The organism is Cupriavidus sp. HMR-1, assembly GCF_000319775.1.
GTDB lineage: Bacteria > Pseudomonadota > Gammaproteobacteria > Burkholderiales > Burkholderiaceae > Cupriavidus > Cupriavidus metallidurans.
Window position 1 is genome coordinate 1 of record NZ_ANKP01000037.1, and the last position, 26,423, is coordinate 26,423.

At 63.9% G+C, this 26,423-nt stretch carries 29 protein-coding genes; 20 read left to right on the forward strand and 9 right to left on the reverse strand.

Translation table 11 applies throughout. From position 1 onward, the window contains the following. Nucleotides 1-22: 22 nt before the first annotated feature. Nucleotides 23-769 (reverse strand): 2,3-diphosphoglycerate-dependent phosphoglycerate mutase, encoded by a 747-nt coding sequence (gpmA, locus tag D769_RS04925; RefSeq protein WP_008642647.1) that lies wholly within the window; start codon nt 767-769, stop codon nt 23-25. Nucleotides 770-913: 144 nt separating this feature from the next. Here gpmA and D769_RS04930 point away from each other — a divergent pair, with 144 nt between their 5' ends. From D769_RS04930 to D769_RS04955, 6 genes are all read left to right on the forward strand, one after another. After that, nucleotides 914-1,327: a rhodanese-like domain-containing protein gene (locus tag D769_RS04930; protein WP_008642649.1), complete on the forward strand. Its 414-nt coding sequence runs from the start codon at nt 914-916 to the stop codon at nt 1,325-1,327. A gap of 78 nt (nt 1,328-1,405) precedes the next feature. Continuing rightward, nucleotides 1,406-1,663, forward strand: coding sequence for a glutaredoxin 3 (grxC, locus tag D769_RS04935; protein ID WP_008642652.1), 258 nt, complete (start codon nt 1,406-1,408; stop codon nt 1,661-1,663). 1,248 nt (nt 1,664-2,911) lie between these two features. Then, complete coding sequence (gene ltrA, locus D769_RS04940) at nt 2,912-4,627, forward strand: group II intron reverse transcriptase/maturase (RefSeq protein ID WP_008642654.1); 1,716 nt, start codon at nt 2,912-2,914, stop codon at nt 4,625-4,627. Nucleotides 4,628-4,785: 158 nt separating this feature from the next. Continuing rightward, nucleotides 4,786-5,304 carry a protein-export chaperone SecB gene (secB, locus tag D769_RS04945; protein ID WP_008642655.1) on the forward strand — a complete coding sequence of 173 codons (519 nt, stop codon included), beginning with the start codon at nt 4,786-4,788 and terminating at the stop codon, nt 5,302-5,304. 118 nt (nt 5,305-5,422) lie between these two features. Then, nucleotides 5,423-6,451 carry an NAD(P)H-dependent glycerol-3-phosphate dehydrogenase gene (locus D769_RS04950; RefSeq protein WP_008642656.1) on the forward strand — a complete coding sequence of 343 codons (1,029 nt, stop codon included), beginning with the start codon at nt 5,423-5,425 and terminating at the stop codon, nt 6,449-6,451. A gap of 6 nt (nt 6,452-6,457) precedes the next feature. Beyond that, the gene (locus tag D769_RS04955) at nt 6,458-7,441 is read left to right on the forward strand and encodes a tripartite tricarboxylate transporter substrate binding protein (RefSeq protein ID WP_008642657.1); all 984 of its coding nucleotides are present in this window, start codon (nt 6,458-6,460) and stop codon (nt 7,439-7,441) included. Nucleotides 7,442-7,454: 13 nt separating this feature from the next. Here D769_RS04955 and trmL read toward each other — a convergent pair whose 3' ends face one another. Both trmL and D769_RS04965 read right to left on the reverse strand, forming a co-directional pair. Continuing rightward, on the reverse strand, nt 7,455-7,925 hold the full coding sequence (gene trmL, locus D769_RS04960; RefSeq protein WP_008642659.1) for a tRNA (uridine(34)/cytosine(34)/5-carboxymethylaminomethyluridine(34)-2'-O)-methyltransferase TrmL: 471 nt from the start codon (nt 7,923-7,925) through the stop codon (nt 7,455-7,457). A 52-nt stretch (nt 7,926-7,977) separates the two neighbouring features. After that, the gene (locus D769_RS04965; RefSeq protein ID WP_317915375.1) at nt 7,978-8,535 is read right to left on the reverse strand and encodes a ComF family protein; all 558 of its coding nucleotides are present in this window, start codon (nt 8,533-8,535) and stop codon (nt 7,978-7,980) included. Nucleotides 8,536-8,805: 270 nt separating this feature from the next. On the opposite strand from D769_RS04965, the gene D769_RS04970 reads away from it, so the two are divergent. The 8 genes from D769_RS04970 (at nt 8,806) to D769_RS05000 (ending at nt 15,546) form a co-directional block, all read left to right on the forward strand. Beyond that, nucleotides 8,806-9,744, forward strand: coding sequence for a methyltransferase domain-containing protein (locus tag D769_RS04970; protein WP_035881491.1), 939 nt, complete (start codon nt 8,806-8,808; stop codon nt 9,742-9,744). Between the two features lie 263 nt (nt 9,745-10,007). After that, the gene (locus D769_RS04975) at nt 10,008-10,523 is read left to right on the forward strand and encodes a DUF2244 domain-containing protein (RefSeq protein WP_008642665.1); all 516 of its coding nucleotides are present in this window, start codon (nt 10,008-10,010) and stop codon (nt 10,521-10,523) included. 61 nt (nt 10,524-10,584) lie between these two features. Then, on the forward strand, nt 10,585-11,853 hold the full coding sequence (gene coxB / locus D769_RS04980) for a cytochrome c oxidase subunit II (protein WP_008642668.1): 1,269 nt from the start codon (nt 10,585-10,587) through the stop codon (nt 11,851-11,853). 42 nt (nt 11,854-11,895) lie between these two features. Beyond that, a complete protein-coding gene (gene ctaD, locus D769_RS04985; protein ID WP_008642672.1) occupies nt 11,896-13,506 on the forward strand; it encodes a cytochrome c oxidase subunit I in 1,611 nt (536 codons plus the stop codon). A 72-nt stretch (nt 13,507-13,578) separates the two neighbouring features. Next, on the forward strand, nt 13,579-13,725 hold the full coding sequence (locus D769_RS32230) for a cytochrome oxidase small assembly protein (RefSeq protein ID WP_017511745.1): 147 nt from the start codon (nt 13,579-13,581) through the stop codon (nt 13,723-13,725). Nucleotides 13,726-13,761: 36 nt separating this feature from the next. Next, entirely contained in the window at nt 13,762-14,358 is a 597-nt protein-coding gene (locus D769_RS04990) for a cytochrome c oxidase assembly protein (RefSeq protein WP_008642675.1), read from the forward strand. Nucleotides 14,359-14,360: 2 nt separating this feature from the next. After that, the gene (locus tag D769_RS04995; protein WP_008642678.1) at nt 14,361-14,588 is read left to right on the forward strand and encodes a DUF2970 domain-containing protein; all 228 of its coding nucleotides are present in this window, start codon (nt 14,361-14,363) and stop codon (nt 14,586-14,588) included. Between the two features lie 97 nt (nt 14,589-14,685). After that, entirely contained in the window at nt 14,686-15,546 is an 861-nt protein-coding gene (locus D769_RS05000) for a cytochrome c oxidase subunit 3 (RefSeq protein WP_008642679.1), read from the forward strand. 100 nt (nt 15,547-15,646) lie between these two features. On the opposite strand, the gene D769_RS05005 is transcribed toward D769_RS05000, so the two are convergent. Beyond that, nucleotides 15,647-15,856, reverse strand: a complete 210-nt coding sequence (locus D769_RS05005; RefSeq protein WP_008642681.1) for a twin transmembrane helix small protein — start codon at nt 15,854-15,856, stop codon at nt 15,647-15,649. A gap of 99 nt (nt 15,857-15,955) precedes the next feature. Between D769_RS05005 and D769_RS05010 the strand changes: the two genes are divergently transcribed. From D769_RS05010 to D769_RS05030, 5 genes are all read left to right on the forward strand, one after another. Continuing rightward, nucleotides 15,956-16,675, forward strand: coding sequence for an SURF1 family protein (locus D769_RS05010; RefSeq protein WP_040010890.1), 720 nt, complete (start codon nt 15,956-15,958; stop codon nt 16,673-16,675). Nucleotides 16,676-16,682: 7 nt separating this feature from the next. Next, nucleotides 16,683-17,339: a hypothetical protein gene (locus D769_RS05015; RefSeq protein WP_008642686.1), complete on the forward strand. Its 657-nt coding sequence runs from the start codon at nt 16,683-16,685 to the stop codon at nt 17,337-17,339. Nucleotides 17,340-17,345: 6 nt separating this feature from the next. Further along, nucleotides 17,346-18,449: a COX15/CtaA family protein gene (locus tag D769_RS05020; RefSeq protein WP_008642688.1), complete on the forward strand. Its 1,104-nt coding sequence runs from the start codon at nt 17,346-17,348 to the stop codon at nt 18,447-18,449. A gap of 8 nt (nt 18,450-18,457) precedes the next feature. Further along, nucleotides 18,458-19,384 carry a heme o synthase gene (cyoE, locus tag D769_RS05025; RefSeq protein WP_080709663.1) on the forward strand — a complete coding sequence of 309 codons (927 nt, stop codon included), beginning with the start codon at nt 18,458-18,460 and terminating at the stop codon, nt 19,382-19,384. Nucleotides 19,385-19,468: 84 nt separating this feature from the next. Further along, nucleotides 19,469-20,083 (forward strand): SCO family protein, encoded by a 615-nt coding sequence (locus D769_RS05030; RefSeq protein WP_008642690.1) that lies wholly within the window; start codon nt 19,469-19,471, stop codon nt 20,081-20,083. A 53-nt stretch (nt 20,084-20,136) separates the two neighbouring features. Here D769_RS05030 and rpoH read toward each other — a convergent pair whose 3' ends face one another. Beyond that, complete coding sequence (gene rpoH / locus D769_RS05035; protein ID WP_008642691.1) at nt 20,137-21,072, reverse strand: RNA polymerase sigma factor RpoH; 936 nt, start codon at nt 21,070-21,072, stop codon at nt 20,137-20,139. 330 nt (nt 21,073-21,402) lie between these two features. Here rpoH and D769_RS05040 point away from each other — a divergent pair, with 330 nt between their 5' ends. Continuing rightward, complete coding sequence (locus D769_RS05040; protein WP_008642692.1) at nt 21,403-22,278, forward strand: pirin family protein; 876 nt, start codon at nt 21,403-21,405, stop codon at nt 22,276-22,278. Between the two features lie 40 nt (nt 22,279-22,318). On the opposite strand, the gene ybiB is transcribed toward D769_RS05040, so the two are convergent. From ybiB to D769_RS05060, 4 genes are all read right to left on the reverse strand, one after another. Next, nucleotides 22,319-23,308, reverse strand: a complete 990-nt coding sequence (gene ybiB, locus D769_RS05045; RefSeq protein WP_008642693.1) for a DNA-binding protein YbiB — start codon at nt 23,306-23,308, stop codon at nt 22,319-22,321. Nucleotides 23,309-23,406: 98 nt separating this feature from the next. Further along, the gene (locus D769_RS05050; protein WP_008642694.1) at nt 23,407-24,210 is read right to left on the reverse strand and encodes an ABC transporter ATP-binding protein; all 804 of its coding nucleotides are present in this window, start codon (nt 24,208-24,210) and stop codon (nt 23,407-23,409) included. A 16-nt stretch (nt 24,211-24,226) separates the two neighbouring features. Further along, nucleotides 24,227-25,096 (reverse strand): nitrate ABC transporter permease, encoded by an 870-nt coding sequence (gene ntrB, locus D769_RS05055; RefSeq protein WP_008642695.1) that lies wholly within the window; start codon nt 25,094-25,096, stop codon nt 24,227-24,229. A 111-nt stretch (nt 25,097-25,207) separates the two neighbouring features. Beyond that, nucleotides 25,208-26,419 carry a CmpA/NrtA family ABC transporter substrate-binding protein gene (locus tag D769_RS05060; RefSeq protein ID WP_241227838.1) on the reverse strand — a complete coding sequence of 404 codons (1,212 nt, stop codon included), beginning with the start codon at nt 26,417-26,419 and terminating at the stop codon, nt 25,208-25,210. Between the last annotated feature and the right edge of the window lie 4 nt (nt 26,420-26,423).

Below are 26,423 nucleotides of genomic sequence, written 5' to 3' on the forward strand. Positions count from 1 at the left end.
CGGCGCATCCGCGCGCCGGCTGTCAGCGGGCCTTGCCCTGGCTGGCCACGGCGGCCAGGGATGCCGCGATGGCTTCCTGGTCGCCCAGGTAGTAGTGGCGCAGGGGGCGCAGGTCGGCATCCAGCTCGTAGACGAGCGGGGTGCCGTTGGGAATGTTGAGGCCGACGATATCGTCATCCGAAATCTGGTCCAGATACTTCACGAGGGCGCGAATGCTGTTGCCGTGGGCGGCGATCACCACGCGCTTGCCGGATTTGATGTCGGGAGCGATGGATTCGTTCCACAGCGGCATCACGCGGGCCACCGTATCCTTCAGGCACTCGGTCAGCGGGATCTCCGCGCGCGGCACGTTGGCGTAGCGCGGGTCGCCGAAAGAGGCACGTTCGTCGGTCGGCTCGAGCGCGGGCGGCGGCGTGTCGTAGCTGCGGCGCCACACCAGCACCTGCTCGTCGCCGTACTTCTTGGCCGTTTCCGCCTTGTTCAGGCCGGCCAGCGCGCCGTAGTGACGTTCGTTCAGGCGCCATTCGTTGCGCACCGGAATCCACATCTGGTCCATTTCGTCCTGCACGTGCCAGAGCGTGCGGATGGCGCGCTTGAGCACGGAGGTGTAGGCCACATCAAAGGCGAAGCCGGCTTCCTTGAGCAGCGTGCCGGCCTGCCTGGCCTGCGCGGCGCCCGTATCGGTCAGGTCGACGTCGACCCAGCCGGTGAAGCGGTTTTCGAGGTTCCACGTGGATTCGCCGTGGCGGATGAGAACGAGCTTGTACATGCTGCTTCCAGGGAGTAAATGACCTGCAGTGCGCACGATCCGTCGCAAGGCCGGCGGCGGCCGGGAGGCGACGGACAAATATCGGCGTGGGCACGAAACCGCGTATTTTATAATGCCGCCGACCCAACCCAACGGAATGCCAACGTGAATTTCTTCGCCGATTACAATAACCTGGCCCTGATCGCCATCGCCGTGGTGTCTGGCGGCCTGCTGGCCTGGCCGACGATCAAGAGCGGCACGGGCGGAAAACGCGTCAACGCGGCCGCCGCCACGCAGCTGATCAACAAGCGCAATGCGGTGGTGGTGGATATCCGCGACGCCGCCGAGTTCGCCAAGGGCCACATGCCGCAAGCGAAGAGCGCGCCACTCGACGATCTGCCCAACCGGGCGGGTGGTCTTGCAAAGGATAAGGCCATCCCCATCATCGTGGTATGCCAGAACGGCCAGCGCTCGAGCAAGGCTCAGGCAGCCCTGAAGGAAGCCGGGTACAGTGAGGTCTATGCGCTCGAAGGCGGCATGACCGCCTGGCAGCAGGCCGGACTTCCGGTCATCAAGTAAGCCCATTCATCGAAGTATTCGCGGCGCGTACCGCCCCGGGCGGTCCGCGCCGTTGTTTTGAATTCAAGGAGATTTCGCATGGCCCGCGTCGTCATGTACAGCACGGTGGTGTGCCCCTACTGCCAGATGGCAGAGCGTCTGCTCAAGCAGAGGGGCGTCGAGTCGATCGAGAAAATCCTGATCGACCGCGAACCCGGCAAGCGCGAGGAAATGATGACGCGCACCGGCCGTCGGACCGTGCCGCAGATCTATATCGACGAGACACACGTGGGTGGATTCGACGACTTGTCCGCGCTGGACCGTCAGGGCGGCCTGGTGCCGCTGCTGGCGGCCTGAGCCCCAGGGCCCGCGGTTTCCCAGCGAGATCAACGACCTATCCGATTGACGCCGGCCCCGGGTGAATTCGCCCACGGCGTCATGTACCATATGCGCTTTCGTGCGACACGCACTTTCGTGTCCGGCAGCTCTACGTTAAGAGCATCGACCTTTGTTGAGACAAGGGAAAGGCTTCGGCCAGAACCGTCCAATCTCAACCATTTCTTGCTTTGACAAGCCCAGCCGTAAGGTTGGAGCGAGTCCATGTGTTGTGGGAAGGCCAGACCATCGGCTGACTCGCAGCTTGCTATTTGCTGGATATATGTCCAGCCATTGCCCAAAGGCGGGGACGCTTGCCTTTGGGCAAGTTCTCTTTAAACGCCCTACTTCGGTAGGTGCGGGTGGGTTTGCGACTGTAGTTTTCGTTGCATCTCCGCTACATAGCATTCAAACCGGCCCGGTTGGGTCGGCGCTACGTTCTTTGGGACGGGTCTGCGCTCGAAAGAGACCGCCGCCGTCAAGCGCCTGCCACTATGGAGGCACTGAAGTAATGAAGTGAGGTTTCCCGGAGCGTATAGCTCTGCGCGTTATGGTTCGGTCGAATACACCCGCGAGGGTGCCTCGATAGAGAACCTGTCATGCGACTGACAGTAGCCTAGGGAGACATGCGTCACTGGCAACGGTGGGGTGTGAAGCTTTCCTGACAACGTAGCCCCCGCAAGGGTGCGTCATTATCGTGAGATAAGGACGCAGAGACTCCGAGCAGCAATGGGGTCAAGGAGCCAGGCTGGCTGGTATGGGTAATGTAAGTGAACTGCTGATAAACGCCGTGAATATGACGGTGCCTAAGCTGCTGCGTGGCACTAACCAAAAGGTACGTGGTCGGTTATTCCGCTGGAAGCTCGGAATACGTCGCTGTAAGACCACCGGCGAAGAGGCAGGCCCTAACCCGGTCTTGTAACGCGCAGGGAACGTGGTAAGCCCGTATGGCTGCCGGGGCGCTGTATGGCTCTGGCAAGCGAACCGCAAGGAACGCTGTTGGCTGTGCGGGTATGGGAGGTTGGAGAAAGCGAACGTCGGGCTGTAATGGTCCGGATAGGGGTTGAAACATCATCCCACGCGAAAGCGGGCAGACTTCCAACTGGTCTTTCGTCGCAAGACGGCTGACTGAACTCGCTTGTTTAATTTTCTTCCCTTGGGGGGTGACATACCCCGCAAGGGGCATGTTGTCTCTGCTAGTTGGGGAAGTCCTCAAGATAGGAGAGCAGCATGGAAGCATTGATCCGCGAGGATGAATCTGCGCCCTCCGGCATTCCGCAGCGATGGGGCGACATCAATTGGCGCCGCGTCGAACAGAATGTTCGAGCAATGCAGATTCGAATTGCGAAGGCGACACAGGAACGGGACTGGCGCAGGGTGAAAGCTCTGCAGCGGTCTCTGACCCGCTCGTTTTCCGCCAAGGCATCGGCGGTGCGACGAGTGACGGAGAACCAAGGTAAACGGACGGCAGGTGTCGACCGCGAACTCTGGGACTCGCCTGAAGTTCGATGGGTAGCCATTGGACGGTTGAGACGCCGGGGGTATCGGCCCATGCCATTACGGAGGGTCTTCATCCCCAAAGCCAACGGAAAGGAACGCCCTCTGGGTATCCCGACCATGTTGGACCGGGCCATGCAGGCGCTATATCTGCTGGCGCTGGAACCGGTGTCCGAGGGGACGAGCGATCCGAACTCTTATGGGTTCAGGTCCAATCGTTCTACTGCGGATGCTATGTCCCAGCTATTCGTCAACTTATCCAGAAAGGTCTCGGCCTCATGGATATTGGAGGCGGACATCCGCGGGTGTTTTGACCATATCAGTCACGACTGGCTGGAGCGCAATGTCCCTATGGACAAAGCGATCCTTCGGAAGTGGTTGAAAGCTGGCGTGGTATTTCAGGGCCAGTTTCAGGCGACCGAAGCCGGTACGCCACAGGGGGGCATCATCTCCCCGACCTTAGCCAATGTGGCGCTGAACGGACTGGAACAACAGCTAGCTCGGTTTCTCGAAACCACGCTGGGTGTCAACCAGACCCGGAAGCTCAAAGTAAATGTTGTGCGCTATGCGGACGATTTCGTGATCACCGGCAGCACGCCGGAAGTTTTGGAACACGAGGTGAAGCCGTGGGTGGAACAGTTCCTCGCAATTCGAGGGTTGTCCCTGTCCACGGAGAAAACGCGGATCGTGAGCATTGACGAGGGTTTTGACTTCCTTGGGTGGAATTTCCGGAAGTATTCCGGAACGCTGCTCATTAAGCCAAGCAGGAAAAACGCGCAGGCGTTCTATCGCAAGGTTAAGGAGGTTATCAGTGCTAACAAGACGGTAAAGCAGGAGGTCATCATTCGCCTGCTGAACCCGATGCTGAGAGGCTGGGCGCAGTATCACAGCCCGGTAGTGGCAAAAGAAGCGTTCAGCAAGATGCAGAGCCGAGTTTTCCGGGCGCTGCTTTGGTGGACAAAACGGCGACACAGAGGGAAGAACGCCGAATGGGTGCGGAAGAAATACTTCGCTTCGTTTGGTGATCGAAACTGGGTGTTCGGGACTGAGTTTGTGGAAGACGATGGGGAACGGCGCTGGCAGGAGTTGTATTCGCTTGCTAGCACGCCCATCAGACGGCACAAGAAGATTCGGGGGGACTTCAATCCTTTCGATCCAGCGCAAGAGATGTATGGCGAAAATCTACGCCGGGACCGCATGCTGGAAAGCATGTCTCACCGGAAACAGTGGATCAGGCTATATGTCGATCAGCGGGGCTTATGCGCGGTGTGTCAGTGCAAGATAACCAAAGAGACCGGGTGGGATGACCATCACATCGTCTACAGAACCCACGGAGGTTCAGACGCTCTAGGAAATCGCGTATTGCTGCATCCCAACTGCCACGTCCAAGTACACCATCATGGTCGAACCGTTGTGAAACCGGTGCTGGAGATGTCCAGCATTTTGTAAGGGCTTGAGCCGTATGCGGGGAAACTCGCACGTACGGTTCTTAGGGGGGAGCAAACCAGCAATGGTATGCTCCTACCCTCCCAACTGGCCGCCGGTGATCGACACCACCGGTGCCGCATGGCGCAGCGCGCCCAAACCGATCCATCCGGAAGCCTTTCATGAGCGACCAGCAACAAGCCAACCAGCAGGACGACCAGCCCTTCTTCAACATTCAGCGCGTGTACCTGAAGGACATGTCGCTGGAGCAGCCGAATTCGCCGGGCATCTTCCTCGAATCGGAAGCCCCCTCGGTGGAAGTCCAGGTCAACGTGGGCGCCTCGCAACTGCAGGAAGGCATCTTCGAAGTGGTCGTGACTGGTACCGTGACGACCAAGGTGCAAGACAAGGTGGCCTTCCTGGTGGAAGCGCACCAGGCCGGCATCTTCGACATCCGCAATGTGCCGGTGGAGCAACTGGACCCGCTGCTGGGTATCGCCTGCCCGACCATCCTGTACCCGTACCTGCGCGGCAACATCGCCGACGTGATCACGCGTGCCGGCTTCCAGGCGATCCACCTGTCGGAAATCAACTTCCAGGCGCTGTACGAGCAACGCCTGCAGGCCGCGATGGAAGAAGCGCAAGGCCAGGGCGGCGACTCGGGCATCGTGATGCCTGACGGCAGCCAGGCCCGCCACTGATCGGCGACTGCCTGTCGGACACCAGAACGGGGCTGCGGCCCCGTTTGGTGTTTCTGCGAGGCGTCAACGTTCATACTGTCGCGACGACAGCGCTTTTCGCTGACTTCACAGGCCTGCCATGAAACTGACCATTCTCGGCGCCGGCGCATGGGGTACCGCGCTTGCAAGCCACGCGGCCACGGCCGCCGCCGATCATGACGTGGTGCTCTGGGGGCGCGATCCGGCTCAGCTTGCCGGCATCGCCGCAACTGGTGTCAACGCCACCTATCTGCCGGGCGTGAGCCTGTCGCCCCGGCTTGTCTGCGAGCCCGATTTCGATCGCGCCGTCGATCACGCCCTGACCGATCCGGAGGGGCTGCTGATCATCGGCACGCCGGTATCCGGCCTGCGCGAAATGACGCGCCGGCTGGCCGCGCGTCGCAAGGGGCCGCTGGCAATGCTCTGGCTCTGCAAGGGCTTCGAAGCCGAGACCCATGCGATGCCGCACCAGATGGTGCACGATGAATTGAACGCGCTCGGCGTGGCGCCGGGCGAGATCGAATATGGCGTGCTGACGGGGCCGAGCTTTGCCAAGGAAGTGGCGCAGGGTTTGCCGTGCGCGCTGACCGTGGCCGGCACCGCGCACGTGCTGATCGATCGCGCGCAGGCTGCATTCCATCACCATGCCATGCGTATCTACGGCAGCGACGACCTGATCGGCGTCGAAGTCGGCGGCGCGGTGAAGAACGTGCTGGCGATCGCCACCGGTGCCAGCGATGGCCTGGGGCTTGGGCTCAATGCGCGCGCGGCGCTGATCACGCGCGGGCTGGCCGAGATGACGCGCCTGGGCCTTGCGCTCGGCGGTCGTGTCGAGACCTTCATGGGTCTGGCCGGCATGGGTGACCTGATCCTGACCGCCACCGGCGATTTGTCTCGTAACCGCAAGGTCGGCCAGCAACTGGCGGGCGGGAAGACGCTCGACCAGATCCTGGCAGACCTTGGCCATGTGGCCGAAGGCGTGCGTTGCGCGCAGGCCGTTGCCGCGCTGGCAGCGCGCGTCGGTGTGGAAATGCCGATCACGCGCGCGGTCTGCGCGGTGCTGTTCGAGGGGTTGCCTGTTGCCGATGCGGTCTCGCAGTTGCTGCAGCGTGACGCGCGCGACGAGTAACACTTGATGCCGAGTCGACGCGACACTCTCAAGGCCCTGATCGCCACCTTCGCAGTCGGCGCGGTTCCTGCCGTTGCCCATGCCGATACCTGGCCCGCCAAGCCGATCCGCATGATCGTGCCGTTCCCGCCGGGCTCTTCGCCGGACTTGATCGCGCGTATCGTGACCGAGAAGCTCGCCACAGTGCTCGGTCAGCCCGTGGTTGTCGAAAACCGGCCGGGCGCCGGCGGCAATATTGGCACCGGCATGGTTGCCAAGGCCGCACCCGATGGCTACACGCTGCTGTTCACGATCAACGGTCCGCTTGTCACCGCGCCGTCGCTGTATCGCCACCTGAGCTACGACCCGATGAAGCAGCTCGCGCCGGTCACGCTGGTGGCGACGTCGCCGAACGTGCTGGTCATCGACGCCCGCCTGCCGGTGCATACGTTGCGCGAGTTCGTCGCGCTGGCCAAGTCGAAGCCGGGCGCGCTGAACTATGGCTCGGTCGGTAACGGCAGCGCGGCGCATCTGGCGATGGAGCAGTTGAAAGCGATGGCTGGCATCGATCTGCAGCACGTGCCTTATCCGGGCTTTCCGCAGATCACCACGGCGATCGTCGGCGGGCAGGTGCAGGCCGGCTTCATGGTGCCGGCGATTGCCATGCCGATGGTCAATGCCGGCAAGCTGCGCATTCTGGCCGTGACCACCACGGGCCGGACGTCCCTGCTGCCATCCGTGCCGACCGTGGCCGAATCGGGCTACCCCGGATTCGAGGCGATTTCATGGCAGGCGATTCTGGCGCCGGCCGGCACGCCAGCGCCGGTCGTCGACCGGCTCTACCGCGAACTCGTCCGGATCATCGGCAGCGATGACATCCGCGAAAAGATGCGCACGCAGTATTTCGTCCCGGCCGGTACCGCGCCGGCATCGTTGCGCGAAACGATGGTCAGCGAGAAGGCGCGCTGGGACAAGGTGATTCGTGCGGCCGGCGTGCAGCCCGAGGGCTGACCACGTCGTCGATTCAACTGCCGCCCGCGAATCCGTTCTGACGCCACGCCTCGAAGACGACCACGGCCACCGTGTTCGACAGATTGAGGCTGCGGTTGTTGGGGCGCATCGGCAGGCGGATGCGCTGCGAGGACGGGAACCACTCGCGGCGCTCCGGTGCGAGCCCGCGGGTCTCCGAACCAAATACGAACCAGTCGCCCGGCGCGAAGCTGACCTGGCCGAACGGCGTGGAGCCGTGCGTGGTCAGCGCGAACATGCGCGTGGGGTCCGGCTGCTCGGCAGCCATCAACGCATCCCAGCTTTCATGCACACGCATCGTCGCGTACTCGTGATAGTCGAGCCCCGCGCGGCGCATCCGGGCGTCTTCGAGCGGAAATCCCAACGGCTTGACCAAATGGAGTTGCGCGCCGGTATTGGCGCACAGGCGGATCACATTGCCGGTGTTCGGCGGGATTTCGGGTTCGACAAGAACGACGTTGAACATGATGGGATAGGCGAAAAACCGGAGCGCAGCTTACCGCTAGTCGCAGCCGGTGTCACGGCGTGCGCAGCGCAGGCAGCGCCGTCACCCGCGCGGCGCCATGCGCCTTGAGCACCCGTGCCGCCTCACGTAGCGTGGCGCCCGTGGTCATCACATCGTCGACCAGTCCGATATGCAGTCCGTCTAGCCGGCGGGGCGGGTCCAGCACGAACGCATCCCGCAGATTCGCCTGCCGTGCCGACTGGTCGAGCGCACGCTGGCTGACCGTGTCGCGCCGGCGGGCCAGCAATGTTGCCGAGACCGCGATGCCAAGCTGCCTGCCCAGCGGCCGCGCGATTTCCCACGCCTGGTTGAAGCCGCGGCCCGCCAGCCGTTGTGGTGCAAGAGGAATCGGTGCCAGAACATCGGGCGCGACACCCGCAGCTTGCATCCGGGCCGCCATTTGCCGGGCGATCCATGCGGCAGCGGGGAGGCGCGCGGCAAACTTCAGGCGCAAGACCAGCCGATCGGCTGGCGTGATGTAGTCGCCCAGCGTCAATGTGGTGTCGATGGGGTCGTCGTCGGCACAGGCGTCACATCGGCCCGTTTTCACACTGGGTAGGGTGCCGGGCATCGCACAACGCGGGCAGCGCGGAACGATTCTCAACAGCGCGTCGGCGCAACCCGCGCAGACCACGTCGCGCTGGACCTTCGCGCAGATCAGGCAAACCGACGGCAGCAGCGCCGACCAGAGCCCGGTGATCCCGCCGGCACGCCCGGCGAGCCGCGAAGAGGGCGCGTATACTCCAGTCCCTGTTGGCCGGCCATCTGGGTCCGGCCCATGCCGAGGCGCGACACGCTGTTGCGCCGCCCGCCGATTCCACTGATTCCGTTCCGTCTCTCCGTGTCCCTGCATGCTGCTGATTCCCCCGATGCCTGGTTGCCGCCCGCGCGCCTGACCCGGCTTGCCTTTGACCGCCGCAGTCACAGCTTCGGCCAGCTCGATTTTCTGCTGGGCGAAATCGGCCAGCGGATGCAGGAGCGCATGGACGTGGTCAAGCTGACGCCGCGCCGGGCCATCGATATCGGCTGCGGCCACGGGCAGGGCCTGGCGGGATTGCGCGCGCGCTTTCCCGATGCGCAGATTGCCGGTCTCGATATTTCCGGCGCCATGCTGCAGCAGGCCGGACAACGCGATCCGCAGCGGCGCCCAGGCTGGATTGGACGCCTGCTCGGCAAGCGGCCGATGTTCGATCTGGTGCAGGGCGATCTTGCCACACTGCCATTCGACGCGGCCAGCTTCGATCTGTTGTGGTCGAACCTCGCCCTGCACTGGCATCCGGAGCCGCATCGCGTCTTTCCGGAATGGCATCGCGTGACCCGCGACGAAGGGCTCGTGATGTTCTCGCTGTTCGGCCCCGACACGCTGAAGGAACTGCGCGCGGCGTTCGCCGATGTCGATCTCGACGCGCACACGCTGCGCTTCGTCGACATGCACGATATCGGCGACATGCTCGTGCACAGCGGCTGGTCCACCCCCGTGATGGATATGGAAACGCTGACGGTCACCTACGAGTCGCCGGAGAATCTGTTGCGTGAAGTGCGATCGTTCGGCGGCTTCCGTCGTCCGGGGTCGGTCGGGCTGCGTGGCAGGCGGTGGTATCGGGCCGTGCTGGCCGCGCTCGATCGTCAACGTAACGCCGATGGCGTGATCCCATTGACGTTCGAAATTGTCTACGGCCATGCATGGAAGCTGGCGCCGCGTGGCAGGCAGGCAACCGACGATCAGGGTCGCGCAGTTGTGCCGGTCGACAGCATCGGACGCGCCCGGCCGCGGCCATGAAAGCGGTGTCGTGCATGGTTGCGCGACAATGCGCGCGCGCCGATTGTGTTGACTATCGGGGGCGATGCGGCCATGCACAAAAACTAGATGAGCGCAAGCACTTCGGTCAAATCCTACCTTGTTCAGGTATGCGAAGCGCCATATAATGCGCCAGTTTGTCGCAGTGGTCCCCTGGCACAAGAACGTCCCTGGAATGCACTTCGCATGTGCAAACCTCCGACGTGTTTCGTCCCGGGTGTGCATCCGATGCGGAGTGGTTGGCGATGCAAGACTTGGGTATCGCATTCCAGACGGCAGTTGGTGACTCCGGCGGAAATCTCGACGGACGCACCCCCTTGCCGAGCAACGACTGGCTGATGAAGCGGAATTGCTCGCTCACTCCGCGCCAGGCCGGCTGGTTCTACTTCTCCATCGTATGTTTCTCGACAGCCATCGCGGTGTTCTTCGCCGTGTGGCTGGGGGCCTGGCTCGTATTGCCGTTTGCTGGCCTGGAATTGCTCGGGCTGGGGATTGCCCTGCTGGCGTATGCGCGCCATGCGGCGGATTATGAACGCGTGAGTGTGACCGACGGAATGCTGGTCGTGGAGACAGCCAGCGCCAGCCGGATCACGCGGGAAGTATTCAACCCACGCTGGGTGCGGGTTGAACTGGGTGAATCGTTCCGGGCGCCGGTGGTACTGCGGTCGGACAAGCGCTCCGTGCAGGTGGGGTTGTATCTGGACCCGTATCGGCGGCGCAAGTTCGCGCAGGAACTCGCGGTGGCCTTGCGGCGTGTCTGAAAGGGCAGGTTGCGGGGCAGGGCGGGGACAGATTTGAATCTGTAAATTGGGTAGATAAACAATGAAAATGTGGAAGAAGGCATCCGCAGCATGTCTGGCAGGCGCGTCCCTGCTTGTCAGCCAGGCGGCCTCCGCGGTCAGTGACATGCCAGGCGGCCCCGCCGTCCGACAGCTCAACCTGGCCGAACCCGTTACAAAAATCGCCGAACAGATTCACTGGCTGAACTGGATGATGCTGATCATCTGCACGGTGATCTTCGTCGCCGTGTTCGGCGTGATGTTCTATTCCATCTTCAAGCACCGGAAGAGCAAGGGCGCCCGCCCGGCCTCGTTCCACGAAAGCATCACGGTGGAAGTGGTCTGGACGATCGTGCCGTTCCTGATCGTGATCGCCATGGCGCTGCCGGCGACGAAGACCGTGGTGGCGATGAAGGACACCACGAACTCGGATATCACGATCAAGGCCACCGGCTATCAGTGGAAGTGGGGCTATGACTACCTCAAGGGCCAGGGCGAGGGCATCTCGTTCGTGTCCACGCTGACCACGCCGCGCGAGCAGATCAACAACCAGCAGGAAAAGTCGAACACCTACCTGATGGAGGTGGACAACGAGCTGGTGGTGCCCGTCAACAAGAAGATCCGTATCGTCACCACTGCCAATGACGTGATCCACGCCTGGATGATTCCGGCGTTCGGCGTCAAGCAGGATGCGATCCCGGGCTTCGTGCGCGACACCTGGTTCCGTGCCGAGAAGACCGGCGTCTATCGTGGCCAGTGCGCCGAACTCTGTGGCAAGGAACACGCGTTCATGCCGATCGTGGTGCGCGTCGTGTCCGATGCCGAGTACACGAAGTGGGTCGACGACAAGAAGAAGGCGATGGCCGCTGCGGCGGATGATCCCAACAAGGTCTGGACCCTCGACGAAATCAAGGCGCGCGGCGAAAAGGTCTACGCGACCAACTGCGCGGTCTGCCACCAGCCGACCGGCAAGGGCGGTGGTCCGTTCCCGGCGCTGGATGGCTCCAAGGTCGTCAACGGTCCGAAGGCTGGCCAGATGCACGTGCTGCTGGAAGGCCGTAACGCCATGCCGTCGTGGAAGCAGCTTTCCGACACCGAGCTGGCCGCTGTCATGACGTACACGCGGAATAGCTGGGGCAACAAGACCGGCGAAGTGATTCAGCCGGCGGACTTCACGGGCGCCCGCACGGGCAAGTTCCCGGAAGGCGGCGGCGCACAGGCCGGCGCAGGCGATGCAGCCCCGAAGGCTGCCGCGCCGTCCAGCACCCCCGACAAGCAGGCCAGCCTCGCGGGCAACCGCGTCGCAGGCTGACCCGCGGTAGCCCCGCATTCAGGAATTGATGGAGTCATTGCGATGAGTACCGCTACCCCGGAGACACTGGGCCATCCGCACGACCACGCGCACGATCACGATCATGCGCACGATCACCCGCATGGCTGGCGCCGCTGGCTGTTCGCCACCAACCACAAGGATATCGGCACGCTGTACCTGCTGTTCTCGTTCACCATGCTGCTGTCCGGCGGCGTGCTGGCGCTGCTGATCCGCCTGGAGCTGTTCGAGCCGGGCCTGCAGTTCTTCCGCCCCGAACTGTTCAACCAGTTCACCACGATGCACGGACTGATCATGGTGTTCGGCGCGATCATGCCGGCGTTTGTCGGCTTCGCGAACTGGATGATCCCGCTGCAGATCGGCGCCTCTGACATGGCGTTCGCGCGCATGAACAACTTCAGCTTCTGGCTGATGCCGCCGGCCGCGCTGCTGCTGGTCGGCTCGTTCTTCGCGCCGGGCGGCGCCACCGCCGCGGGCTGGACGCTCTACGCGCCGCTGTCGGTGCAGATGGGCCCGGGCATGGACATGGCGATTTTCGCCATGCACATCATGGGCGCGTCGTCGATCATGGGCTCGATCAACATCATCGTCACCATCCTCAACATGCGCGCGCCTGGCATGACGCTGATGAAGATGCCGATGTTCTGCTGGACGTGGCTGATCACCGCCTACCTGCTGATCGCCGTGATGCCGGTGCTGGCTGGCGCGATCACGATGGTGCTGACCGACCGCCACTTCGGCACGAGCTTCTTCTCGGCCGCCGGCGGCGGTGACCCGGTGATGTACCAGCATATCTTCTGGTTCTTCGGTCACCCCGAGGTCTACATCATGATCTTGCCGGCGTTCGGCATCATCTCGCACGTCGTGCCGGCCTTCGCGCGCAAGCGCCTGTTCGGCTACAGCTCGATGGTGTACGCCACGGCCTCGATCGCGATCCTGTCGTTCATCGTGTGGGCGCACCACATGTTCACCACCGGCATGCCGGTGACGGGCCAGCTGTTCTTCATGTACGCGACGATGCTGATCGCGGTGCCGACGGCCGTGAAGATCTTCAACTGGATCGCCACGATGTGGCGCGGCTCGATGACGTTCGAGACCCCGATGCTGTTCGCGATCGGCTTCATCTTCGTGTTCACGATCGGCGGCTTCACGGGCCTGATGCCGGCTGTCGCTCCGATCGACATCCAGCTGCAGGACACCTACTTCATCGTGGCGCACTTCCACTACGTGCTGGTGGCGGGCTCGCTGTTCGCGCTGTTCGCGGGCTTCTACTACTGGGGTCCGAAGTGGAGCGGGTTCATGTATGACGAGATGCGCGGCAAGATCCATTTCTGGGGCTCGCTGATCTTCTTCAACGTGACCTTCTTCCCGATGCACTTCCTGGGCCTGGCCGGCATGCCGCGCCGCTATGCGGACTACCCGACCCAGTTCACGGACTTCAACGCGATCGCCTCGATCGGCGCGCTGGGCTTCGGCCTGATGCAGGTGTACTTCTTCTTCTTCGTGGTCCTGCCGTCTTACCGCGGTGGCCAGGCCGCCGGCGACAAGCCGTGGGATGGCGCGGAAGGCCTCGAGTGGACCGTGCCGTCGCCGGCACCGTTCCACACGTTCGAAGAACCGCCGGTCGTCAAGTAATCCAGTAATCCAGTAACACCGGCCGGATGCCAGCCCCCCGGGGCAGGTATCCGGCCCGCTAACCAGATGCTCATGCAGCCCTCGGAAACAAGCCCATCGCCGCAGGATCGCAAGGCCGCCCAGCGGGCCGCCAACCGCCGCCTTGGCTGGATATTGCTCTCGATCGTGGTGGTCTTCTTTCTGGGATTCTTTGCCAAGATGGTGTTCCTTGGCGGCTGATGTCCCGATGAGAACGATGAAGTAGGAGGCAGACGCGTGGACGGGCAGGACAAGGCAATCGAGAAGCGTTTCAACCGCGGGATGATGTTGCGCCTGCTGGTAGTGGTGACGCTGATGTTCGGCTTTGGCTACGCGCTGGTGCCGCTGTACAAGGCGATCTGCGAGGTTACCGGTATCAATGTGCTGACCACGCGCGATCTGTATGGCGGGTCGGCGTTGAAGAACTCGCAGGTGGACACGAGCCGCACGATCACGGTCGAGTTCGATTCCAACGCGCGCGGGCCGTTTGCATTCCGGCCGGTGAAGCACTCGATGGAAGTGCATCCGGGCGAGCTGACGACGATCGTGTACGAGGTGGCCAACGGGCAATCGCGGGACATCTCGGCGCAGGCGATTCCGAGCTACGCGCCGAAGCAGGCCACCGAGTACTTCAAGAAGATCGAGTGCTTCTGCTTCAAGCAGCAGACGCTCAAGTCGAAGGAGGCGCGCGAGATGCCGGTGGTGTTCGTGATCGACCCGAAGCTGCCGAAGGACGTGAAGACCATCACGTTGTCGTACACGTTCTTCGAGGTGGGCACGCCGGTGGCGCAGGCGCCGCAGGATGAGCAGGCCCCGGTGCAGAAGGGGAGCTGACGATGACCAACCGCGACGATTCGGTGGATCCGGTGCATCGCAAGGCGTCCTTCGCGCAGACGGTGCGCGCGGTGCTGTGGTCGTTCATCGGGCTGCGCAAGGGGTCGGAGCATGAGTCCGACATGGCGCGGCTGAACCCGGTGCACGTGATCATCGCCGGGCTGATCGCGGCGGCAGTGTTCGTGACGGTGCTGATCCTGGTGGTGCGCGCCGTGGTGAGTCAGTCGTAGCAGGAAACTAGCAGGGAAAAAGGACAGAGCCGCTGGCAACCGAAGCGAAGCGGATCTGGCGAATAACCATTAGAGACTCTGAGCTGGAGATAGAAGAATGAGTGCGAATCGCGCAAACGCCCCGTACTACTTCGTGCCGGGCCCGTCGCGCCATCCGATCACGGCGGCATTCGGCCTGCTGATGACCGGCGCGGGAGCCGCGGGTTGGGTCAACGGGCAACCGTGGGCGCCGTACCTGTGCGGCTTCGGCCTGTTGTGGTTCCTCTTCGTGCTCAAGAGCTGGTTCGGCGACGCCATCCGCGAATCCGAAGGCGGCATGTACGGCAAGAACATCGACACTTCGTTCCGCTGGTCGATGGGCTGGTTCATCTTCTCCGAAGTGATGTTCTTCGCGGCGTTCTTCGGCGCCCTGTTCTACGCGCGCACCATCGCCATGCCGTGGCTGGGCGACCTGAACAACAAGATCATCTGGCCGGACTTCGCGGCCGTGTGGCCGAACATGGGCCCTGCCGGCACCGTGGAAGACTTCCAGACGATGGGCCCGTGGCCGATCCCGACCATCAACACGGCGCTGCTGCTGACCTCGGGCGTCACGCTGACCTGGGCGCACCACGCGCTGCTGGCCGGCAAGCGCAGCCAGCTGATTCAGGGCCTGGTCCTGACGATCCTGCTGGGCGCGATCTTCATGTGCCTGCAGGCCTATGAGTACATGCACGCCTACAGCGAACTGAACCTGAAGCTGACTTCGGGTGTCTATGGTTCGACGTTCTTCCTGCTCACTGGCTTCCACGGCTTCCACGTGACGATGGGTGCGATCATGCTGACGGTGGTGCTGATCCGCGTGTTGAAGGGCCATTTCACGCCGGAGCATCACTTCGCGTTCGAAGGCGCAGCCTGGTACTGGCACTTCGTGGACGTGGTCTGGCTGGGCCTGTACGTGGTGGTCTACTGGCTGTAAGGATTTCGCCGCGCCGCCTGCGGGCGGCGTGCGGTATCGAAGAAAGCGAAGCGCCGCGGGAGAGAAATCTCGGCGGCGCTTTTTTTCGCGAGGATGCCTGTCAGGGCGACGTATGGATGCCCGTGCTCTGGATCCAGCCCATCCAGTGCGAGAACAGGATGAACAGGAACAGCGCCACCGAGAAGCCGACGCGGAACATCAGCGAACGCATCATGTTGGGCGTGCGGCCACGGTCGCGCATCATGAAGAACAGCGCGGAGGCCAGGCTGCCAATGATCAGGATGAAGGCGACAAGGATGACGAAGCGCATGTGGGGGCCCGTTCTGCGAAGCGCCCATTATCGCACTGCGATGCCCGGAGGGAACCCGTGACGACCCGCACGCTCTGGCGTTCGCCGGGCACGGTGCCGATGGTGGCCGCGCTCGTGGTGATCGTCGTCACCTGCGCGCTCGGCAACTGGCAACTGCGCCGCGCGCATGAAAAGATCGACCGTGCGGAGCGGCTGGCCACGCTGGCGAAGCAGGCGCCCGTCGAACTGCGCGCGGCCCAGACCGATGCCGCACAACTGGTCGAGCGCCGCGTGCGCGCGCGCGGCACCTTCGACGCGGACAAGACCGTGCTGCTCGACAATCGTCCGCACGGCAACGGTACCGACAGCCGCGCGGGGTTCCTCGTGCTCACGCCGTTGCGCCTGGCGGACGGTGGCAGCGTGCTGGTGCTGCGAGGCTGGCTGCCACGCGATGCGCAGGACCGCACGCGCATCGCGCCGTTCCCGACGCCCACGGGGGAAGTCACAGTCGAAGGCACGGCGCTGGCCGCTGTGCCGCGCGTCTACAGCCTCGGGCAGGATGCTTCCGCGGAGGCCGGACGCAAGATCCGTCAGAATATCGACCTTGCCGCTTTTTCTCATGAGATCGGGGCGTCACTCCTGCCGGTGGTGGTAGAACAATCGGGCGATGCCGGAGACGGACTGGCCCGCGATTGGGCCCCCGCCGATTTCGGCGCGGACCGACACTACGGGTACGCTGCCCAGTGGTTCGGGCTGGCCGTGTTGACGCTGGTGCTGGTGGCCGTGCTCGGCTGGCGGCGCGCCCGGCTGGACAGGGCAGACGGCAATGGAAACCTATAAACGAACGATGAACGCACAGACGAACGCCATGCCGCAGCCAGATCCCACGGCTTCGCCGGACCCCCGCATCGACGCGCGCACGCGCCGTGGCCGCCTGCAGATGCTGATGCTGCTGCTGGTCTGCGCATCGCCCGTACTCTTTTCGTACTTCACGTACTACGTGATCAAGCCGACCGGCGGCAGCACCAACTACGGCGTGCTGATCGACCCGCAACGGCCCATGCCGCCCGTGCAGGTGACCAATGAGCGCAACGAGTCGGTGCCGCTCGCGTCCATGCGCGGCAAGTGGCTGATGGTGATGACCGACCCGTCCGCCTGCGACGAGACATGCGCGAAGAAACTGTTCACGGTGCGCCAGATCCGCGTCGGACAGGGTGAGGACCGCGAGCGGATCGTGCCTGTCTGGCTGATCCAGGACCGGGGCGATGTGGACGACCGGCTCGCCGCCGCCTACAACGAACCTTATGCGGGTGTGCGTTTCCTGCGCATGGACCGGGCCACGATTGCCCAATGGCTGCCGGCCGAGGACGGCGCGCGCGCCGAGGATGCGATTTACCTGGTCGATCCGCTCGGCAACCTGATGATGCGCTGGCCGAAGGACCCCGACCCCAAGAAGATCAGCAGCGACCTGAAGAAGCTGCTGAAGTATTCCCGTATTGGCTGAATTCCCATGCTGCTTCAGTTGGCCATCATTGGCATCCTGATTGCGCTGCTGCCCCTGTCCTACGTGATGGTGCGCGGCAATCGCGACAAATATCGCAGACTCGTCTGGATCACGGCGTTCCTGACGCTGGACCTGATCATGTTCGGCAGCTTTACCCGGCTGACCGACTCCGGCCTCGGCTGCCCCGACTGGCCCGGCTGCTACGGCCACTCGAACCCGCACGCGGCGATGGACCCGATTCGCGCGGCGGAAACGGCGCTCCCGAGCGGCCCGGTCACGCTGATGAAAGCGTGGATCGAGATGATCCATCGCTATTTCGCCATGGCGGTGGGTGTGCTGATCATCTCGCTGATGGTGCTGGCATGGGTCAAGCGCCGCGAACTGAAGCAGTCGCCGTGGTTCGCCACCGGCGTGTTCCTGCTGGTCTGCCTGCAGGGCGCGTTCGGTATGTGGACCGTGACGATGAAGCTGCAACCGATCATCGTCGTCACCCATCTGCTGCTGGCGATGGCGCTGCTGGCGTCGCTGATCCTGCTCGGGTCGCGTAACGAACCGCCGCATGTCGTGGCGCCACAGGCGGCTTCGCTGCGCTGGGCCGGCCTGCTGGCCCTGGTGCTGCTGGTCGTTCAGATCTTCCTGGGCGGCTGGGTCAGCACCAACTACGCGGTGCTGGCCTGTACCGATTTTCCGCTCTGCAACGGCCAACTCGTGCCAGAGATGGACTTCCGCCATGGCTTCACGCTGTGGCGCCAGCTCGGCATGACGGCCGACGGCGACTACATTCCGCACGCGGCGCTGGTGGCTATCCACTGGGTCCACCGTGGCTTCGCCTTCGTCGTGCTCGGTTTCCTGCTCTGGTTCGCGCTGCGCGCGCGCCGGATGGAAGGGCTGGCGCGGCATGCGCGGTGGTTGCTGGTCGTGCTGGCGCTGCAGTTGTGCACCGGCATGTCGAACATCGTTTTCGACTGGCCGCTGGTCGCGGCGGTGGCCCATAACGGCGGAGCAGCCCTGCTGCTGATGTTGTTGCTCCGTCTCAACTACAATATCGGCCTCGCCACTCGCTCCGCCGGCGCCGCCACGCAACCCTCGATTGCCGCGCGCGCCACATGAAGGACAAGATGCCCCCCGTGGTAACTGCTACCCACTCCCAATCCTCCGTGGGCCGATTACGCCATCTGGCCCGCCAATACGCCGCGCTGACGAAGCCGCGGGTGACCCAACTCGCCGTGTTCTGCGCCATCATCGGCATGTTCCTGGCCACCCCGGGCATGGTGCCGTGGTCGGTGCTGATCGGTGGCGCGGCTGGTATCTGGCTGCTGGCCGGCGCGGCTTTCGCCATCAACTGCCTGGTGGAACAGAAGATCGACGCGCTGATGCGCCGCACCGCGTGGCGCCCGTCGGCCACAGGCGAGATCACCACCACCCAGACGCTGATCTTCTCGGCCGTGCTGGGCGGTGCTGGCATGTGGCTGCTGCACGTCTTCGCCAACGACCTGACGATGTGGCTCACCTTCGCCACGTTCCTTGGCTATGCCGTGGTCTATACAATCCTGCTGAAGCCGGCGACGCCGCAGAACATCGTGATCGGTGGCCTGTCGGGCGCCATGCCCCCGGCGCTAGGATGGTCCGCGGTATCGGGTACGGTGCCTGCCGAGGCCTGGTTCCTGGTGCTGATCATCTTCACCTGGACGCCGCCGCACTTCTGGGCGCTGGCTCTGTACCGCCGCGCCGACTACGCCAAGTCCGGCCTGCCGATGCTGCCGATCACGCACGGCGAGCGCTACACGCTGCTGCATATCCTGCTGTACACGCTGATCATGATCGCGGCCACGCTGCTGCCGTTCGTGTACGGCATGAGCGGCTACATCTACCTTGCGGCGGCGCTGGCGCTGGGCCTGGTGTTCCTGGGCTATGCCTGGAAGCTGTACCGCAACTACTCGGATGGCCTCGCGCAGCGCACCTTCCGTTATTCGATCCTGTACCTGTCGCTGCTGTTCGCGGCGCTGCTAGTGGATCACTACTTCAAGTTCGTGCCGCAGGTCTGACAACCTGCGGCATCTTGCCGCGCCCGGAAGTCATCGCCGGCCCAATCGGCGATACTTTCGGGCAACTCCTCCCGATTCTTGCGCATGTCGACCTCTTCCCAAGGCCTTTGGGCCGCATTCCGCCGCTTTTGTCTGCTCGCGCTCTGCACGGCCCTGCTGGCCGCCTGTGGGCAACCAAAGCCGTCCTTCCGCAACGTCGATATCTCGGGCGCCACCGAGTTCGGCAAGGACTTCGCGCTGCTGGACCCCACCGGCAAGACCCGCACGCTGGCCGATTTCAAGGGCAAGGTGGTGCTGATGTTCTTCGGCTACACCCATTGCCCGGACGTGTGCCCGACCACGATGGTGGAGCTCAAGCAGGTGATGGAGCAGATGGGGCCCGATGCGGACAAGGTGCAGGTGTTGTTCGTCACCGTCGATCCGGAACGCGATACGGCGGCGCTGATGGCCCAGTATGTGCCGGCCTTCGACTCGCGCTTCCTGGGCCTGCGCCCGGCCGACGAGGCCGCGCTCAAGAAGGTGACCAAGGACTTCAAGGTCTACTACGCCAAGGTGTCGGGTTCGTCACCGGACAACTACACGATGGACCACTCGGCCGGCAGCTATGTGTTCGACCAGACCGGCCAGTTGCGGCTGTTCATCCGCCACGGCCAGGGGCCGGAGCCGATCGCGCATGACCTCAAGCAGCTGATGTCGTAAATAAGAAAAGGCCGGTCGAATGACCGGCCTTTTTCATTGCGGGGAGCGTGGCCTCAGGCGAATGCCGCCAGCGCACCCTTCATCTTCTTCATTGCCGCCGATTCGATCTGGCGAATCCGCTCGGCGGATACACCGAACTCGTCGGCCAGTTCGTGCAGCGTGGCGCCGCCCGACCCATCGTCGTTGACGTCGAGCCAGCGGGCCTCGATGATGCGGCGGCTGCGCGGGTCCAGCTTCGTCAGCGCTTCTTCCAGGCCTTCGACCTGCAGACGGTCGTGGCGCTTGGCTTCCAGCACCTGCGTCGGCTCGTTGTGGTTATCCGCAAGGTAGGCGATCGGCGCGAATTCTTCCTCGCCGTCCTCGATCTGGCCTTCCAGCGCCATATCGCCGCCCGACATGCGGGTTTCCATCTCCATCACTTCCTCGGGCTTGACGTTGAGCTCGCGCGCAACGGCTTCGATCTGCTCGGGCGTGAAGGTATGCGAGCCCTGCTTGTGGCTGCGCAGGTTGAAGAACAGCTTGCGCTGGGCCTTGGTGGTGGCCACCTTGACCATGCGCCAGTTCTTCAACACGTATTCGTGGATCTCGGCCTTGATCCAGTGCATCGCGTACGACACCAGGCGCACGCCCTGTTCGGGGTCGAAGCGCTTGACGGCCTTCATCAGCCCGATGTTGCCTTCCTGGATCAGGTCGGCGTGAGGCAAGCCGTATCCCAGGTACTGCCGGGCAATGGAGACCACCAGACGCAGGTGCGACATCACCATGCGGCGGGCGGCATCGACTGAGTCGTTGTCGCGCAGGTCGCGAGCCAGGCTGAGCTCTTCCTCGGGGGTGAGCATCGGGATGCGGTGGACAGCCTGGATGTAGCTGTCCAGATTGCCCAGTGTGCCGGGGAAGGTCAGTGCGAAGGCATTCGCGGCGGCATTCTGGGGCGCCGTGGGCAGACGGCGGGTAACTTGGGTTTGATCGGCAGACAGGACTGCGTTCACTATGACTCCTTTCGCATCCGGCGGTGGGTTGCCGGTGTGTCCCGAAGGGACACCGCATTGCAACGCATATTAGCACTCGAACCGGACGAGTGCTAAGTTAGAAGGTCTATAGGGTTGATAGTTCCAGACAATCGGAAAAATCTTCTGGATAGCCTGATGTCGCCTTATAGTGGCCCAGCCCAAGCCTGACAAGGCCTGGCGGGCAGCGCTCTCGGAGCACTGTTATTAGAGGGGGCAGCCCCGATTCGGTTTCGCAGCGATTTCGGGATGGTGTATTGCAGGATTCGCTACACTGAAGTCGTTTTTCAGACGCATCCCCAGGAGCCCCAAATGTCTGCTATCGAACACTTGCTGAAGCCTCATGTGCGAGACATCGGCGAGTTCACCGTCCGCCGATTGCTGCCCGCCGCTACGACGCAAGCAGTCGGGCCATTCATCTTCTTTGATCACATGGGGCCGGTGGAGATGGAGCCCGGCGCGGGCATGGATGTGCGCCCACATCCTCATATCGGACTGGCGACAGTCACGTATCTGTTCGAAGGCGAGATCATGCATCGCGACAGCCTCGGCAGCGAGCAGGTGATTCGGCCCGGCGACGTGAACTGGATGACTGCCGGGCGTGGCATCACGCACTCGGAGCGCTCGCCGGACGGCGCGCGCTCGGCCGGACCGCACCTGCACGGCATCCAGACCTGGGTAGCCCTGCCTAAGGCGCATGAGAATGATCCGCCTTCGTTCCACCACCATCCGGGCGCTACGCTGCCCAAGCTCGAACTGCCCGGCGTGCGGATGACCGTTATCGCGGGCGATGCCTTCGGCGCCGAGTCGCCGGTCAAGGTCTACAGCCGCACGCTCTATGTGGCGATCGAGATGGATGCCGGCGCAAGCCTTGTGATCCCCGCCGAACACGTCCAGCGTGGCATTTATCCGGTCGATGGCAACCTGGAGGTCGATGGCGAGACGCTGCCGGCCGAGCATCTGGTGGTGCTGGTACCTGGCGAGCCCGTGACGATCAAGGCGACGATGCCCTCGCGCGTGATGCTGCTTGGCGGCGATCCGACGGACGGACGGCGTTTCATCTACTGGAATTTCGTGGCAAGCAGCAAGGAAGCGATCGAAGAGGCCGCCCAGCGCTGGCAGGACGACCAGTTCCCGCACGTCCCGGGCGAGACGGAGCGCATTCCGCTGCCGCCGCGCCGGCCCTGATCGCGCTGGCGGGCCATCCTGCATCCTGTAGCGGGAGGTGTTACAGCGGGCTGGCCCAGGTCACCCGCGTGGCCTGCGTCAGGCACGCCTTGATCGCCGCCACCTGGGTGGCAACCGGCGCGGGCACCGGTTCCGCGCCATCCAGCACCTTGCGAATCCACGCGGCCGTCTCGGCGATGTCCGTGCCCTGCGGCAGTTCGGGCACATCCGCGACCGAACCGCCGACTGGATCGACCATCGTGCGCTGATGGCCGTCGTGCAGCCAGTCGATACGGCTGCTGCGGCGCGCGTCGGCCACGACTTCCCCCTCGGTACCCCGGGCCAGCATCACGTTGGCGGGTTCGTGCGAGAAATACTCGGTCAGCGTTTCCCGATACTCGGGGTGGGTGTAGCTGTAGAGCCGCAAAGCCTCGGCAGGGGAGTGTCCGCCCACCGGTTGCAGCATCTTGACGACCGTGTGCGCCGAATTGCGCAGGCCGATGATCGCGCGCTTGTCGAGCAGTTGCGACAGCGCGGGCGACAGCACGTCGATCGGCAGCGCGGCCAGCGGATTCGATGCCGCGCCAAGCTGCGTCTCCGCGGACTGCGCGGTGGCGCATAGCGGCACGCCCAGTGCCTCGAACAGCGCCATGCTGGTGACGCGGCCCGGAAACTCGCGAATGCCGTGGACCAGCGTCGGCACGCCATCGCGCGCCAGCAGCATCGCCAGCAGCGGCACCAGGTTCGGTTGCTTGCGTGCGCCGTTGTAGCTTGGAATCACCACCACGGGTTTGTCGGCCGGCGCGGCCAGCGGCGCGCAGTGATCGTGCGCGGCGTCCAGCATGCCGGCCAGTTCGTGTGGTGCTTCGCCCTTGATGCGATAGGCCAGCAACACGGCGCCCAGCTCTAGATCGGACACCCGGCCGGCGAGCATGGCATCGAACAGCGCCTGGGCGTCTTCACGCGGCAGCGCGCGGGCGCCATTGACGCCTCGTCCGATTTCCTTGATGTACTTGGCCGCCGGAAATGGCGCGCGGGATGCAGAGGTCATGATGCTGCGGGGATCGTGGGGTTGGGGTTCATGATAGCGGAGGCTCGCCGCTTCTCCCAATGCCGTGAGTCAATCATGATCCCCGCGCCGGGTACGCATCAGGCGGCTTCCTCCAACGCCGGATTGCGCTGCTTGCGATACAGGAAGTCGAGCACGGCGGTGCGGCACGCGTGGAAGGTCTTGTCGTCGGCCAGCGTCACACGGTCGCGCGGGCGCGGGATGTCGACGCGCAGGATCTCGCCGATGGTCGCCGCCGGCCCGTTGGTCATCATGACGATACGATCCGCCAGCAGCACGGCCTCGTCCACGTCGTGCGTGACCATGACCACGGTGCTCCTGGTGCGCGCAACGATCTTCAGCAACGCGTCCTGCAGATGGGCACGCGTGAGCGCGTCGAGCGCGCCGAATGGCTCGTCCATCAGCAGCACCTTCGGCTGCATCGCCAGCGCCCGGGCGATGCCCACTCGCTGCTTCATGCCCCCCGAGATCTCGTGCGGATATTTGCTTTCTGCGTGGGTCAGGCCCACCAGGGCCAGCGTGTCGTGCGTGCGCGCCTTGAGTTGCGCCGGTGTCTCGCTTCGGCCGAACACGCGCTCCACACCCAGATGGACGTTCTCGAAGCACGTCATCCAGGGCAGCAGCGAGTGGTTCTGGAACACCACGGCCCGCTCCGGGCCGGGGCCGGCGATCTCGCGTCCCGCGCAGATCAGCGCGCCGGTCGTCGGCGCGGTCAGCCCGGCGATCAGGTTCAGCAGCGTGGACTTGCCGCAGCCCGAATGCCCGATCAGTGTCACGAACTCGCCTTCCGCGATCGACAGGTCGATATCGCGCAGCGCCACGAACGGCCCCTTGCGCGTCTTGAAGGTCTGCCCGACATTTTCGATGCTGACGAACTTTTCCATGGTGGTCGTCTCCGGATCAGGTGTTGCCGTAGCTGAAGCGGCGGGCGAGGGCCAGCAGCAGGTGCTCGAGCACCAGGCCCACCACGCCGATGATGAAGATCGCGATCACGATGTGCTCGACCTTGAGGTTGTTCCACTCGTCCCAGAGCCAGAAGCCGATGCCGGTGCCGCCCGTGAGCATTTCCGCGGCGACGATCACGAGCCACGCCGTGCCGATCGACAGCCGCACGCCGGTCAGCATGTACGGCAGTACGGCAGGAAACAGCACGTGCCGGAAGATCTTCCACTCGGACAGGTCGAGCACGCGTGCCACGTTCAGGTAGTCCTGCGGCACGCGGGTCACGCCCACGGCGGTATTGATGACCATGGGCCAGATCGAGCAGATGAAGATTGCCCAGATCGCGGCGGGATTGGCGGCCTTGAACAGCAGCAGGCCGATCGGCAGCCAGGCCAGCGGGGATACCGGACGCAGCAGGCTGATGACGGGCGACGCCATCGCGTTCAGGAACGCGAAGCGCCCCAACAGGAAGCCGGCTGGAATGCCCACGACCGCGGCCAGGCCAAAGCCCGCCGCCACGCGCGCCAGCGACGCCAGCACGTTCCAGCCGATGCCCTGGTCGTTCGGCCCATTGCGATAGAACGGATCGGCGAACAGCGGCACCGCGGCGTTCCACGTGGCGCCAGGTGTCGGGATCGACGGGATCAGCGTGGCGATGCCGTGCCACACCAGCACCAACAACGCGAAGCCGATCAGTGGCGGCACGCACTTGAGTACGAACGCGGCAAACGCGTCGCGGCGCGCGGCGCGTTGCTCCAGTGCGGCGATCTCCTGCGCGCGGCGGCGCGACTGTTCCTTGGCGTCCGGATCGGCGGCCTCCGGATTCATGGGCGTGGCGCCTTCCGGCGATGACTGGGCGAGAGCATTCACGGCAAGCTCCTGTTCGTGTGGATGGGGGCTGGATGGGGCAGGACCGACCGGGCCGGTCCGTGCGGCGCGTTAGGCCTTGATCTTGAATCCGTCGGCGTAGGCCTTCGGGTCCTTCGTCGCATCCCACGTCACGCCGTCGATCAGCCTGGCGGTGCGGAAGTCGCTCTTCGGTAACGGCACCTGCGCGGCCGCAGCGGCCTGCTTGTAGACGTCGATGCGATTTACCTGCTTGGCCACGGCCAGATAGTCCGGATGCTCTTTCAGCAGCCCCCAGCGCTTGTGCTGGGTCAGGAACCACATGCCGTCCGAAAGGAACGGATAGTTCGCCAGGCCGTCCTGGTAGAACTTCATCGAATCGGGGTCGTCCCAGGTCTTGCCCAGACCGTTGCTGTAGCGGCCCAGCATCCGGTCCAGGATGATGTCCATATCCGTGTTCACGTAGGACTTGGCGGCGATTGTCTCGGCGGTCTTGCGGCGGTTGGATGCGGAAGCGTCGATGAACTTCGATGCATCCAGCACGGCGGCCACCATCGCGCGCGCCGTGTTCGGGTATTTCTGCACGAACTCGGCCGTGGTGCCCAGCGTCTTCTCCGGGTGATCCTTCCAGATCGCCTGGGTGGTCTCGGCGGTGAAGCCGATCTTGTCGGCGATCGCGCGCGCGCCCCAAGGCTCACCGACGCAAAAGCCATCCATGTTGCCCACGCGCATGTTGGCCACCATCTGCGGCGGCGGCACAGTGATGGCCTTGGCATCCCGCATCGGATCGATGCCGTTGGCGGCCAGCCAGTAGTAGAGCCACATCGCATGGGTGCCGGTCGGGAAGGTCTGCGCGAACACGTAATCGCGCTTTTCCCTGGACATCAGCGCCTTCAGGCTCGCGCCATCCTTGACGCCCTTTTCCGCCAGTTTCGAGGACAGCGTGATGGCCTGGCCGTTGTGGTTCAGGTTCATCAGCACGGCCATGTCTTTCTTCGGCCCGCCGATGCCGAGCTGCACGCCGTAGATCAGGCCGTACAGCACGTGCGCGGCGTCCAGCTCGCCATTGACCAGCTTGTCGCGCACGCCAGCCCACGAAGCCTCCTTGCTCGGCGTGATCTTGATGCCGTACTTCTTGTCCAGGCCCAGCGTCGACGCCATCACCACCGACGCGCAATCGGTCAGCGGAATGAAGCCGATCCTGACCTCGGGCTTTTCCGGCGCATCGGAGCCGGCGGCCCACGCGCCGCTGCGCACCAGCGGATCGACCAGCGTCATCACGCTGGCGCCGGCGATGGTGGCCAGCGCG

What these genes read in the sequence shown, in the direction of transcription:
- gpmA (WP_008642647.1), bottom strand. Translation starts at nt 769, where the DNA reads ATGTACAAGCTCGTTCTCATCCGCCACGGCGAATCCACGTGGAACCTC.
- grxC (WP_008642652.1), top strand. Translation starts at nt 1,406, where the DNA reads ATGGCCCGCGTCGTCATGTACAGCACGGTGGTGTGCCCCTACTGCCAG.
- ltrA (WP_008642654.1), top strand. Translation starts at nt 2,912, where the DNA reads ATGGAAGCATTGATCCGCGAGGATGAATCTGCGCCCTCCGGCATTCCG.
- secB (WP_008642655.1), top strand. Translation starts at nt 4,786, where the DNA reads ATGAGCGACCAGCAACAAGCCAACCAGCAGGACGACCAGCCCTTCTTC.
- D769_RS04950 (WP_008642656.1), top strand. Translation starts at nt 5,423, where the DNA reads ATGAAACTGACCATTCTCGGCGCCGGCGCATGGGGTACCGCGCTTGCA.
- D769_RS04955 (WP_008642657.1), top strand. Translation starts at nt 6,458, where the DNA reads ATGCCGAGTCGACGCGACACTCTCAAGGCCCTGATCGCCACCTTCGCA.
- trmL (WP_008642659.1), bottom strand. Translation starts at nt 7,925, where the DNA reads ATGTTCAACGTCGTTCTTGTCGAACCCGAAATCCCGCCGAACACCGGC.
- D769_RS04965 (WP_317915375.1), bottom strand. Translation starts at nt 8,535, where the DNA reads ATGCCCGGCACCCTACCCAGTGTGAAAACGGGCCGATGTGACGCCTGT.
- D769_RS04975 (WP_008642665.1), top strand. Translation starts at nt 10,008, where the DNA reads ATGCAAGACTTGGGTATCGCATTCCAGACGGCAGTTGGTGACTCCGGC.
- coxB (WP_008642668.1), top strand. Translation starts at nt 10,585, where the DNA reads ATGAAAATGTGGAAGAAGGCATCCGCAGCATGTCTGGCAGGCGCGTCC.
- ctaD (WP_008642672.1), top strand. Translation starts at nt 11,896, where the DNA reads ATGAGTACCGCTACCCCGGAGACACTGGGCCATCCGCACGACCACGCG.
- D769_RS32230 (WP_017511745.1), top strand. Translation starts at nt 13,579, where the DNA reads ATGCAGCCCTCGGAAACAAGCCCATCGCCGCAGGATCGCAAGGCCGCC.
- D769_RS04995 (WP_008642678.1), top strand. Translation starts at nt 14,361, where the DNA reads ATGACCAACCGCGACGATTCGGTGGATCCGGTGCATCGCAAGGCGTCC.
- D769_RS05000 (WP_008642679.1), top strand. Translation starts at nt 14,686, where the DNA reads ATGAGTGCGAATCGCGCAAACGCCCCGTACTACTTCGTGCCGGGCCCG.
- D769_RS05005 (WP_008642681.1), bottom strand. Translation starts at nt 15,856, where the DNA reads ATGCGCTTCGTCATCCTTGTCGCCTTCATCCTGATCATTGGCAGCCTG.
- D769_RS05010 (WP_040010890.1), top strand. Translation starts at nt 15,956, where the DNA reads ATGGTGGCCGCGCTCGTGGTGATCGTCGTCACCTGCGCGCTCGGCAAC.
- D769_RS05015 (WP_008642686.1), top strand. Translation starts at nt 16,683, where the DNA reads ATGAACGCACAGACGAACGCCATGCCGCAGCCAGATCCCACGGCTTCG.
- D769_RS05020 (WP_008642688.1), top strand. Translation starts at nt 17,346, where the DNA reads ATGCTGCTTCAGTTGGCCATCATTGGCATCCTGATTGCGCTGCTGCCC.
- cyoE (WP_080709663.1), top strand. Translation starts at nt 18,458, where the DNA reads ATGCCCCCCGTGGTAACTGCTACCCACTCCCAATCCTCCGTGGGCCGA.
- D769_RS05030 (WP_008642690.1), top strand. Translation starts at nt 19,469, where the DNA reads ATGTCGACCTCTTCCCAAGGCCTTTGGGCCGCATTCCGCCGCTTTTGT.
- D769_RS05040 (WP_008642692.1), top strand. Translation starts at nt 21,403, where the DNA reads ATGTCTGCTATCGAACACTTGCTGAAGCCTCATGTGCGAGACATCGGC.
- ybiB (WP_008642693.1), bottom strand. Translation starts at nt 23,308, where the DNA reads ATGACCTCTGCATCCCGCGCGCCATTTCCGGCGGCCAAGTACATCAAG.
- D769_RS05050 (WP_008642694.1), bottom strand. Translation starts at nt 24,210, where the DNA reads ATGGAAAAGTTCGTCAGCATCGAAAATGTCGGGCAGACCTTCAAGACG.
- ntrB (WP_008642695.1), bottom strand. Translation starts at nt 25,096, where the DNA reads ATGAATCCGGAGGCCGCCGATCCGGACGCCAAGGAACAGTCGCGCCGC.